Origin of the sequence: Gemmiger formicilis, assembly GCF_016901605.1 — a bacterium.
In the GTDB taxonomy this organism is placed as follows: domain Bacteria; phylum Bacillota; class Clostridia; order Oscillospirales; family Ruminococcaceae; genus Gemmiger; species Gemmiger formicilis_B.
This window is the reverse complement of the sequence record NZ_JACJKP010000084.1, coordinates 1-11,991: the sequence shown is the minus strand read 5'-3', so window position 1 is coordinate 11,991 and position 11,991 is coordinate 1. Positions and strand designations below refer to the sequence as shown.

The window sequence follows — 11,991 nt, the reverse complement described above, 5'->3', positions numbered from 1 at the left end:
CAAAAGCGCCGCTTCAGTCCCTGGTGCGAAAGTGGCACCAGACTCTTCCGCCCAGGAACGTGCCAGTGCTTGGAGTTCGGAACGCCCAGGCTTATTGATCTGAACGCAATACCCAATCTTTTCGCAGGCGGCAATGAGCTTTTGTTCGCGCTTACCGGGACGAAGTTTCCCGAATTTTTCTTCGATCAGGCTGGTCATTACAAAGATTGCATTTTCCGTGTCCTGTAGGGTTTCACAGAGTTCCTGCAGATCTTTATCCGAGTAGGTGGACGGCTTGATCAAGGGCATCAGCACCAGACGCTTTCCGCCAAAAAAGGATATTGTACCCGCTGCCAGGACGATCTCTTCCACAGTGGGGGTCGGGCCATCCAAAACGGTGGTTTCGGGGTCTTGTTCCTTCAGGACATGAAGGGCTTTATTGGCAGCCGAACGTACCAGAGCCTCATCAGAAGCATAAAAATAATAAAGCGAACACCCGGATTGAAGGCGTTTTTTCAATTCTTTTTCACTGTAAAGCAAGGGGCTTCACCTCCTCGATAACTATAGACCGTTCAGGGCGGATCACAATAACCGGTTCCTGTGCCCCGTACAGAACAGATTCCGTTTCCACTTTTGAAAGCCAGGTTGGTTCTTTTGTACAGCATACAATGGTGTTGGCCATTACCGAGTCGGATAACGCCCCCGCTGCGCAAAGCACGTCCACCGAAACAGGTGCAGCCAGCTGAATGTTCCCCGCCATCATAGCGACGTGATGGGAACCTGTTCCCACAACTGCCAGATTTCCACTTTTCTCATGATACAAGTCCAGTGTCAAATCGTCAAGTATCTTCCTGGTAGAGTACGCAGACATTTCTTCCGCCCGCAGTGTAACCGAAAACGGAAAATCCAGCTCCGATGGCTCTTGGCGCAAATCTACACACAAAGCCACTGTAGGGGAAGCGTTTTCTTGCAGGTAAGTTTCTACCGCATTCACATTGCTTTGTCCACCGCGGAACAAAACAACCGCATTTCCATTTTGGGTGCACACAAGGCAAGGGTTGTTGGATGCCCCCACCAAAGCAATCCGTACAACATCATGCAGGGCCCAGTTTCCCAGCAAAAGCGCCAGCGCAGTACACGCTGCAGCTACCGGAAGATACAATACGAGCCTGCGGCTGCGCCAGAAAAGAATCGCCAAAACAGCCAGCACCGCAAAGACCAACAATGTATATCTCGTCGGAAGAAATATGCGAGCCATTGGCAATTGAGAACACCAGCGCACAATCTGAATCATCCAATAGAGCCATACTGAAAGAAGAAGGCTAGCCAGATGAGCCAGCGGCGTCAAAAACGGAACTATTGCCAGTAATAGAACCGCAATACCAAGCTGAAGCGCCGGCTGAAGCATCCACACTACCAAGAGGTTGGTCAAAACGCTGACACCACTGACCGAAAGTCCCTGTGCAACCAATACCGGCAGCGTAGCCAAACTGGCAAAAAACGCAACCTGCACAGGTTCGATGATATCCAACAACAGCGAAAGGAACCTGTAGATACCCGGGCTGCATTCATCCGGAAGCCATGTTTCCTCCGTACGGGATACGGCCCCCGCCAACTGCACACCAAGTACCGCACAAAAGGACAATTGAAATCCAACGTCGCAGGGCGCATAAGGATTTTGCAATCCAATAAGAACTGCTGCCGCACCGGTAGAAGTAAGCAAATCGACAGGCTGCAAAAGGAAATCCCCTGCCAGTGCTAGTAAAAACACGATTCCGGCTCTGGTAACGGATATGGACATTCCTGTCAAAAGCATATAAAACACAACAAGTGCTGCACGAAAAATAATAAGCGGACGCCAAAATTTTCGTCGGTACCCTAAAGAAAAAATACCGCAAAGCAATGCCACATGTAAACCGGAAACCGCCAGAAGATGCGACACGCCGGATGCGCGGAAAGCCCCCTGCAACGATTCCGTCAATTCACTTTTATCGCCGAGTAGCATCGCTGCTTCCAGTGCTCCCTCTTCTGTCGGCATCCACTGCTGCAACAGGCTGGCAAGCTCTTTCCGTAAATCATACAGCACATATGGCAGTGCATTACTGTGGGCACTTATGGTAAATGCTTCCTGATATTCCGCCTGCAGGTAGACGCCTTCGCTAAGTTTGGACATTTTGTAAGCGTCTTCATCCAACTCTTCCAGCAAAAACGTTGCAGTGAAAACATCACCCGGCCGTGCATCAGGGAAAGCATCACATTCCACCAGGAAATTTGTCTGCTGCCCATTACACTCGATAATTTTCAGCGTTCCACGAAAATAACCACTTTGATAGGAAGATTCTCTATCCGGTTGAACCACAGCCGTGCACGCTGCTGTTTGGCCGATATATTGGCGCACCGGCAAAATAACGATAGCGCTATAAAGTGCAAAAAACGCGAGTCCGCATACTGTACCCAATAAAGGAAAACGCGTGTTTTTTTGCCAGCACAAAAACAGCAGCAATGCAAAAAGTGCCGCCGCGAGCACAATTACCAGCGGCGGCATGTAAGCTGCAAACAATTCGGCCAAGGCAAAACCAAGACCAAACCAAGCAAGTTTACGTTTCATTTCCGTTAATGAAGGAACAACGGCAACGGTTCCAGGAAGAAGATGTCCGTGCGTTTAGAAGCGTCGCCTTCCGCCAAAGCCGCACAGCATCCTACAACTGTACCCGTACTTTTCGCGGCCAACGTTTCCAGGGCATGCAGCGAACCGCCCGTCGAAATCACGTCATCCACAATCAAGATACGTTTTCCGTTCATGTATTCAATATCTTTTTGATCGATGACTAGCTTTTGCTTGCCCACGGTGGTGATCGATTCATCCTCGATAACCACCGGATTACGCATGTAAAGCTTGGGACCTTTACGCGCAGGAATCCAGTACTTCCCACTCTGGCGTGCCATCTCATAGGCCAGAGGGATTCCCTTGGCTTCCGCTGTCAGGATCACATCAAAGTCAGGCGCTTTTTTGAGCAGTGCAGCGGCGCATGCTTCGGTCAATTCCACATCACTGAACATAATAAAGGCGGCAATATCAAGATGATCATTCACCTTGCAGATGGGAAGTTCACGGGTAAGCCCTGCAATGTGCAGTGTATAGGTATCAGCCATGGTAGAAACCTCTTTTTATTGATAAAATCCGGAATTCCGGCATCAGCCCGGAGGCCACGCCAGACTGCGGCCAGCCAGCACATGGAAATGCAAATGCTTCACGCTTTGGCCACCATCTTGCCCCACGTTGGTCACAACGCGGTAGCCGTTTTCGGCTACGCCAAGCTTGCGGCACTGTTCTGCAATGACCGCATAAATATGCCCCAGAAGAGCGGCGTGTTCTTCTGTCAGCGCTGCCGCCGAATCGATGTGCTGTTTCGGGATCACCAGAAAATGCACAGGGGCCTGCGGATCAATGTCATAAAATGCCAGCAGAGTTTCGTCTTCGTACAATTTGTTGGAAGGGATCTCCCCTGCCGCAATTTTGCAAAACAGACAGTTCTCCATTTTATCCCTCCTTTATAGAGAAATGGTTGGTGTATAATTACTGATTCAATTCAGCTTTTACGATTTCCGGAACGGCATTCAGCGCTTCGTCAATCTTGCTGACATCACGGATACCGGCCATAGCAAAATCCGGCTTGCCGCCGCCGTTGCCACCGGCGATGGCGGCAATCTTCTTGACAAGAACACCGGCTTTCAGGCCGCGTGCCTTTGCGTTTACAGAAACACCAACTGCCATCATGGTCTTGTTTCCGTCACTGCCTACCAACACCGTCACAGCATTGGGGGCTCTGTCACGGACTTTATCCACCATTTCACGCAGCGTGTCTGCGCCGGTACCGGTGAGGTATGCAGAAATAATCCGAACACCATCCACATCCGCAGCATTCTCAAACAGGCCGTCCACCTTGGCAGCTGCCATTTCCGCTTTCAGAGTATCCAACTGCTTGTTGGTATCTTTCAGCTCAGCAGTCAGAGCTTCTGCGCGGTCTGCAACATCTTTCAGGTTGTTGGCTTTCAGTGCAGCAGCTGTCTTGTTCAGAGTCTCCGTACGCTCATCCAGCAAACGGAGAACACCAAAACCGGTAGTGGCTTCAATGCGGCGAATACCGGCAGCAACACTGGACTCGCTCAGGATCTTAAAGCAGCCAATCTGTGCCGTGTTCTGTACATGGGTACCACCGCAGAATTCCGTGCTCCAGCCGCCGGCATCCACGACCCGAACAACATTGCCGTATTTCTCGCCAAACAGAGCCATTGCGCCCATCTTCTTGGCTTCTTCGATCGGCAGATTCTGGATCACTACAGGCAGAGATGCGAAGATTTTCTCGTTGACCTTCCGCTCCACTTCGACCAGTTCTTCCGGCGTCACTGCGCTGAAGTGGGTGAAGTCAAAGTGCGTGATCTTGTCGTCCTGGTAGCTGCCTGCCTGATGAACATGCTCGCCCAGAACTTCGCGCAGCGCTTTCTGCAGCAGGTGCGTGGCGGTGTGGTTACGGCAGATGGACATGCGACGCACTTCATCTACCGAGGCAGTCACTTCATCGCCCACTTTGATGGTGCCATCCAGCAAATCACAGGTATGCACAAAGTATCCTTTGGGGGTCTTCTTAACCTGCGTTACTTTCAGCTTGGCCTCACCGGAGGTAATATAACCATAGTCGGCAACCTGACCGCCCATTTCGGCATAGAACGGTGTGCGATCAAGAACCACCAGAACACCTTCTTTGCTCTCACCGGCCTCATCGGTCGCAATGGCATCGGCCAATTCTTCGCCATCAGACAAAGCGAGGACCGTTGCGTTCTCACGCAGAGTTTCATAGCCATCAAACTGGGTGGGCTCGGCGTCCAGCTCGCCAAACAGGTCCGCACTCCAGCCGGAGATGTCTTTGGCAAGGCGCTCGGCACGGGCGCGTTCACGCTGCTTGGTCATCTCCGCATGGAACGCCTCTTCGTCCACGGTGAAGCCGGCTTCGCTGGCGATCTCTTTTGTCAGGTCCAGCGGGAAACCAAAGGTGTCGTTGAGCTTGAAGACCTCGGCACCGGAAAGCACCGTTTCACCGGCCGCTTTCCGCTCCTCGATCATATTATTCAAGATGTTCAGACCTGCATCGATGGTACGACCAAAACGTTCTTCTTCCGTACCGACCACCTTTTTGATGTAGGATTCATGTTCACGCAGTTCCGGATAGCCGGCCTCGCTGGAAACAATAACAGTGTCTACCAACTCGGTCAGGAAGGGGTGATCAATCCCCAGCATGCGTCCGTGACGGGCGGCGCGGCGCAGCAAACGGCGCAGCACATAACCGCGGCCTTCGTTGGAAGGAAGGATGCCATCCGACACCATAAATACGGTAGAACGGATGTGGTCCGTAATCACGCGGATGGAGATATCATCTTTTTCGTTGTCGCCGTAATGTTTGCCGGAGATACGCTCCACATGGTGCAATACAGAAGCAACCGTATCCACCTCAAACAGGTTCCCTACATCCTGCATTACACAGGCCAGACGTTCCAGGCCCATGCCGGTGTCGATGTTGGGGCGCGGCAGACGCTCGTAATTGCCCTTGCCGTCGGAATCAAACTGGCTGAAGACCAAGTTCCAGATTTCCATATACCGGTCGCAATCGCAGCCGACTTTGCAGGTGGGTTTGCCGCAGCCATGTTCCGGACCACGGTCATAATAAATTTCGGAGCAGGGGCCGCAAGGACCGGAGCCGTGCTCCCAGAAGTTATCTTCCTTGCCGAAGCGGACCATGTGATCTTCCGGAATGCCAACTTTCTTGGTCCAGATGTCATAGGCCTCATCGTCATCCAGGTAGACCGAGATATACAGCTTGTCAGCGGGAATTTCCAGGTCCTTGGTCAGGAATTCCCACGCCCAGGGAATCACTTCCTCTTTGAAATAATCCTGGAAGCTGAAGTTGCCCAGCATCTCAAAGAAGGTGCCGTGGCGAGCGGTGATACCTACACGCTCAATATCCGGCGTGCGGATGCACTTCTGGCAGGTAGTGACGCGATGGCGAGGCGGTTCTTCCTGGCCCAGGAACCACTTTTTCATCGGGGCCATGCCACTGTTGATCAGCAGCAGGCTGGGGTCATCTTTCGGAACCAGCGGAAAGCTGCCAAGGCGCAGATGACCCTTGGTCTCAAAAAAATGCAAGTACTTTTCGCGAAGTTCATTTAATCCGGTCCATTGCATAACGATACGTTCTCCCATCCATAGGTTCATTTGTACAAAAGGTCCATGAAAAAAATATAGCCCTCGCCCCATAACAGGGACGAAGGCTGAACGCTTCCGTGGTACCACCCGGTTTGCAGCCTGTTACCGGCTGCCACTTTCCATGCGTTAACGCCGCAAATACGTTTGACTCTGCGCCAAAAGCTCCGGGGTGGCTTTGTTGCTTATCTGCCGGAAACCTTTCAGCTCACGGGTTCCCTCTCTGCAGGCCGAAAAATCAACATTAGCCCCTTCAACGCCATTTTCCTTTTTACAAGATAATTATATGCCCCTTTTCTTACCTTGTCAACTGGTTTTTGCTGCGGTTTCCGGGGTCTGTGCCGCACCGTTTCCCTCCCAGACATGAAGGCCATTGGCAATGCTTGCAAAAATAGCAGCGCTGGAGATTTCCGGTTCAATCACGCTGTCCTGCAATACGGTAATCGTATACCGCGGATGATCCGCAGGATAAAAACCACTGAACCAGTAATTCAATAATTCTTCTCCGTTCTGGTCGAATTGGCCTGTCTGTGCGGTTCCGGTCTTTCCGCCCGCAGTCAGTTCTTGAGGGGCGGCATCACCGCCGATCCCCTCCTCTACCACAGATTGCAGCATGCTGCGCAGTACACGAGCTGTATCCTCATCGCAAACAGCCGCTTTTTCAGCAGTCCGAACCTCTGATACCAGTTTCATCGTGTCATCGACTACACCGTACACAAAGCGAGGCGGCAGATATACACCCCCGTTTGCGATGGAATTCATCATCGCGGTGATTTGCAACGGTGTCGCAGTAAGGCCACCCTGGCCAAAACTGAAAAGTGCAAGCTGTCCGGTATTATCTAACGCTTCTTCCGATGGTAGAATACCGGAACTGCTTTTCAATCCCGGTGCCACCGCACAGGGTTCTCCAAATCCCAATAACTCTGCCGTTTTCAAAATCGTTTTTCCGCCAAGAAGCTGCCCCAGTTCCACAAAATAGCAGTTACAGCTTTGTTCCAGTGCGCCGCGCAGGTTTACTTCCCCATGCGCCCGGCCCTGTGCGCATCGGTAAACCTGTCCGTCGACCTCCACACTACCGGTACAATCGTGTGTAAACCAATCCAGCCCTTTTTCGTAAGCCGCCACTGCCAGCACCACCTTGAAGACTGATCCCGCACTGAAAGCGCTCAACGAGCGGTTGATCAGCGAAGTATCATCGGCCTGAATACTTTTAGCCACATTCCGCGGGTCGTATTCCGGCACACTTACCGACGCAAGGATTTCTCCACTGTTAGTATCCATAACCAGAATACAACCTTTTGTCATTGACAGACCTGCAATTCCTTCGCATAACCTTTGGATGTCGGCATCCAGCGTCAGCTGCACCCCCTGCCCCGTTCCGGCGGATTCTACTTCCAATGTGGGCGTTTCGCCACCCAACAGCCGTCCCTGTGCAGTGGTTATACAAGAGACTATTTCCAAATCGGAGGACTCGGCCAGAATATCGTCGTAAGCAGCTTCCAATCCCGCAACCCCTTGCTCATCGCCGTTCAGATAGCCCACCAGGTGCACAGCGATGGGAGACGGCAGGTAACGTTCTGCTACTTCATAGGTCGGAACACCAAAAGCGTTCAGGTCTTGGTCCACACGAACCAGAAACGGCGCAGTTGTGTTTCTTTTTTCGTACAGTTCTGTTTGCTCCGCATAAGACACATACGGAAATAAAGTAGAGTAGCTGGAATCCCCGGGAATGCACAATGCATACCACGCCTTTGTGTAGCCTGTCAGCAAACGTCCGTTTCGGTCGTAAAAGTTCCCTCGCTGACGCGGCAGCACGGTACTTCTTGCGGTTTGGGCACCCGCACGAGTCGCATACGTTGTATCTGTGCCTACCCATAAAATTCTGCACAGCACAATACCGGACAGAAAAATCAGGATACCTCCCATAGAAAACAACCTGCGCAGTGACATCTTCTCCACCCCTTTCCGTTCAGTATGGGACAAAGAATCGCTTTACAAACCGCCACAAATAAAAACGGGAGGCTGTAAGTTGATTACTCACAGTCTCCCGTTATAGGTCTATGGAATCTTGCCTTGCTTCAAATCACAAAGAAGTGATTACTCTGCATCCTCGCAGAAAGCCTTGAAGGTCAAATAAGCCATGTACACGTCCGCTTTCGATACCACTTCAAAAGGCGAATGCATGGACAGAACCGGCACACCGATATCAATGGTATCAATGTCCTGGTTGGCCACATACTTGGCCACCGTTCCGCCGCCGCCAAGATCCAGTTTGCCCATTTCGCCGATCTGCCACACGATGCCGTTGCGGTCCATCAAACGGGTCAGGTAGCTGACAACCTCGGCAGAAGCGTCACTTGTGCCGGATTTTCCGCGTGCGCCGGTGTACTTGTAGATGGCCACACCATTGCCCGCATAGGTGCCGTTGTCCGGTTCAAAGGCGTCGGCAAAGGTCGGGTCAAAGGCTGCCGTGACGTCGGCAGAAAGGCACTTGGCCGCCTTGCATGCCAGAATGTAATCGGCTCCCTGCGCCTGGCACAGCTGCTGCAGGAAATGGAAGGTATACATACTGTTCAAGCCGGTAACACCGTCCGAACCGGTTTCTTCCTTATCGGTCAGTACACATACCGTCGTGTAGGCGGGGTTCTTCACCTCGATTTCCGCCATCAGGGCCGGATATGCATCCACGCGGTCATCATGACCGTACGCACCGATCATGGCACGATCCAGACCGATATCCCGTGCCTTATGGGCCGGAACCACTTCGATTTCTGCACGGGTAAAATCTCTTTCCGTAATGCTGTACGCTTCATACAGCATTCCCAGCACGTTGAGCTTTACGCGCTGCTCGGCTTCCTTGTCCGCAATGGGCTGAGAAGCGATCAGCACGTTGAGATCTTCGCCGGTAATACCTTCGCTCAACGGCTTGGCATTCTGTTTTGCACCCAGGTGCGGCAGCAGGTCGGTGATGCAGAAGACGGGATCTTCGTCTTTTTCGCCGATGCAAATCTGTACCTGCGTACCATCTGCACGGTAAATAACACCATGCAATGCCAGAGGAATCGTCGGCCACTGGTATTTGCGAACACCACCATAATAGTGGGTGCGCAGATATCCCAAGCCGTTCTTTTCAAAAACAGGCACCGGGCGAAGGTCCAGACGAGGAGAATCGATGTGCGCGATATTCAGATGGAAGCCCTGATCCAACGGTTTGCTGCCGATCGTAGCCGCCAGTACGCATTTGTCACGATTGATGGTGTAAACCTTGGTGCCGGGTTCCAGTTTTTCTCCGGGAACAAACTGCTTATAGCCTGCTTCCTTCAGCAATTTTTCGCTGTAGGCAGTTGCCTCACGTTCTGTTTTGCCGCAATCTAGAAAAGTTTTGTAACCTTCGCAGAATTTCTGCGCGGCTTCCAATGTTTCCGGCGCAACATCGGCAACGGTTTCGTTCTTATAGAGAAGCTTTTTCAGTTCTTCGGTAGTCTGCATATTCAACATCCTTTCGTACATTATGATTCAGTATAGATTTCCTGGTAGCGTTGATAGCTACTGGTGATCTTCTTCACATACAACCGCATTTGCGGGTAAGGGTAATGATCCAGTGTTTTTCCATCATCCGAATATTCTGCCTGTGCAAGCAGCTTATCTACCGTACCCAGGCCACTGTGGTATGCAGCCGCAGAGGTAGGCAAATCATCCTGGTACCGCAGCAAGCAGTAACTGACAAAATAACTGCCAAATCGAATGTTGGTTTCCGGATCATACAAATCCTCAAAAGTCAGATTTTCGGTGGGCGCGATTTTGGATTTGATCCAGTCGAATGTAACTTCCGTAATCTGCATCAATCCGCGGGCGCCTGCATCGGAATCTGCCATGGGATCAAAATTGCTTTCGGTGCGGATAAAAGCATACAGCATCAACGGGTCGATATCATACTTATCCGCGTAATAGGTAACATACTCCGAATATTGGATCGGATATTCCCATCTGTCAATTTTTTCTCGAAAAAGGGCGAAGAATGCTGTTCCTGCCAAGGCAAGAATCAGCAACAGCACCACTGTTGTTTTGACAATCCTTTTGGCAATACTTTTCTTAGTCATACTCCTCCCTTCCCAAAGCTTGCAAAAAAGCTTTGACCTTACTCTCCAATTGTTCAGCGGTACCGTCGTTCACAATTTCAATGGATGCAGCCTGACGCAGTACATCCAGGGGAGTCTGTGCATCCAGACGGCGGCACGCCATTTCGGCCGTTATACCGTCCCGGGCACAGATACGTTCTACGCTAGTGTGGTAAGGTGCCGTAATCAAAACCAATTGGTCACACCTTTTCTCAAACGGTGTGCCTACGATCACCGCCCCATCTACAAAAGCGTAAGCTGCGCCTTCCTGTTTTGCTTGTTCCAGGCGCTGCTCAATCCGATGCAATATTTCCGGCTGCGTAATTTCCGTTAGGGTGCAGGTGCCTTCCGGCGTGGCAAAAGCACGGTCTGCCAGCAGGCGGCGCCGAAGAGCACCGTTCTCATCCAGTATATCACACCCAAAAGCAGTTTGCAGCTGCGCAAGGCAAGGCGAACCCGGCAGCATCACTTCACGCGCAATCAGGTCGGCATCAATACAAGGATAGCCTTCTTCAGCCAAAAATTTTGTCACACTGGATTTGCCACAGCCGGAACGACCGGTAATTCCGATGATTTTCATAGCGTCACCACCCGGAATGCTGCCGCGCGGATCAGACGGTTATAAACCGCCATGGAAACACCGTCCTGTTCCGGGCAGCGTGCATATACCACTTCCGCCCCCTGACGGTCGAGTTCCCGCAACGCTGTAAAAAGGTGATGTGCCTGTGTAACACCGTCATGATTCTTCCCATACTCAATGGCGGGAACCGGCAATTGAGCAGCTTCGCCGTCAAAACAAAGTGCCCACACACCGTTTTCGGCGTGTTCTGTGACGTATTGCCGGTAGGCATCAAAACTGCCGCGCAAAATCGTGACCTGCGCTTTGGGCGCATAATGCTTGTACTTCATTCCCGGGGAACGGGCCACTTCGCCCTCTTTGAGTTTTTCCAGAATTGCGGGACTGACCTGTACTTCTTCCCCGAGTACAGCTTCCATTTGTTCTTTGGTGATATAACCCGGACGCAGCAGTACCGGATGTTCTCCGGTCACTGCCACCACTGTGGATTCCACGCCCACTGCGCTTTCTCCACCATCCAGAATAAGAGGCAGACGCCCGTCCATATCCACCAGTGTATCCTGGGCGTTGGTGGGACTGGGTTTGCCGGAGAGATTCGCCGACGGCGCTGCAAACGCCACGCCACTGGCCTGTATAACTGCCTGCACCACAGGGTGCGACGGCATACGCACACCGACCGTGTCCAAGCCGGCGCAAGTCACTTCACTGACTTCCGGTCCGCGCGGCATAACCATCGTCAACGGTCCGGGCCAAAAAGCCTGTGCCAGTTTTTTGGCCCGCTCCGGCACATCGGAAACAATCCCCTCCAACATCTGCATCCCGCAAATATGAACGATCAGCGGATTGTCCTGGGGTCGCCCTTTGGCTTCAAAAATTTTATGCACAGCCTCGCCGTTGCGGGCATCTGCCGCAATGCCATAAACTGTCTCTGTTGGAAGCGCCACCAGTTCTCCGCTTTGAAGCAACCTGGCTGCTAACGCAATACTCTCTTCTGTAACAGGCAAAACCTGCGTTTTCATATCTTTATTCCTCGCTATGTTGTTTGAGTTTTTCTTCCCGGT

At 51.9% G+C, this 11,991-nt stretch carries 9 protein-coding genes and 1 pseudogene; all 10 read right to left on the bottom strand.

The window, feature by feature from the left end; genetic code table 11:
- A pseudogene (locus H6B10_RS08110) lies at positions 1-519 on the bottom strand (DNA polymerase III subunit delta); the annotation flags it as partial.
- Positions 506-2,587: a ComEC/Rec2 family competence protein gene (locus tag H6B10_RS08105; protein WP_204651130.1), complete on the bottom strand. Its 2,082-nt coding sequence runs from the start codon at positions 2,585-2,587 to the stop codon at positions 506-508. The pseudogene H6B10_RS08110 and the gene H6B10_RS08105, both read right to left, overlap by 14 nt.
- Positions 2,588-2,592: 5 nt before the next feature.
- A complete protein-coding gene (locus tag H6B10_RS08100) occupies positions 2,593-3,132 on the bottom strand; it encodes a phosphoribosyltransferase family protein (protein ID WP_204651129.1) in 540 nt (179 codons plus the stop codon).
- Between the two features lie 42 nt (positions 3,133-3,174).
- Positions 3,175-3,519: a histidine triad nucleotide-binding protein gene (locus H6B10_RS08095; RefSeq protein ID WP_204651128.1), complete on the bottom strand. Its 345-nt coding sequence runs from the start codon at positions 3,517-3,519 to the stop codon at positions 3,175-3,177.
- A 37-nt stretch (positions 3,520-3,556) separates the two neighbouring features.
- A complete protein-coding gene (alaS, locus tag H6B10_RS08090; RefSeq protein WP_204651127.1) occupies positions 3,557-6,217 on the bottom strand; it encodes an alanine--tRNA ligase in 2,661 nt (886 codons plus the stop codon).
- 324 nt (positions 6,218-6,541) lie between these two features.
- A complete protein-coding gene (locus tag H6B10_RS08085) occupies positions 6,542-8,161 on the bottom strand; it encodes a peptidoglycan D,D-transpeptidase FtsI family protein (RefSeq protein ID WP_204651126.1) in 1,620 nt (539 codons plus the stop codon).
- Between the two features lie 171 nt (positions 8,162-8,332).
- Positions 8,333-9,724 (bottom strand): aminopeptidase, encoded by a 1,392-nt coding sequence (locus H6B10_RS08080; RefSeq protein WP_204651125.1) that lies wholly within the window; start codon positions 9,722-9,724, stop codon positions 8,333-8,335.
- A 20-nt stretch (positions 9,725-9,744) separates the two neighbouring features.
- Complete coding sequence (locus H6B10_RS08075; RefSeq protein ID WP_204651124.1) at positions 9,745-10,335, bottom strand: lytic transglycosylase domain-containing protein; 591 nt, start codon at positions 10,333-10,335, stop codon at positions 9,745-9,747.
- Positions 10,328-10,933: a dephospho-CoA kinase gene (gene coaE, locus H6B10_RS08070; RefSeq protein ID WP_204651123.1), complete on the bottom strand. Its 606-nt coding sequence runs from the start codon at positions 10,931-10,933 to the stop codon at positions 10,328-10,330. The genes H6B10_RS08075 and coaE overlap by 8 nt, the downstream gene beginning before the upstream one ends.
- The gene (locus H6B10_RS08065) at positions 10,930-11,949 is read right to left on the bottom strand and encodes an L-threonylcarbamoyladenylate synthase (protein ID WP_204651122.1); all 1,020 of its coding nucleotides are present in this window, start codon (positions 11,947-11,949) and stop codon (positions 10,930-10,932) included. Before H6B10_RS08065 ends, coaE begins: the two co-directional genes overlap by 4 nt.
- Positions 11,950-11,991 lie beyond the last annotated feature (42 nt).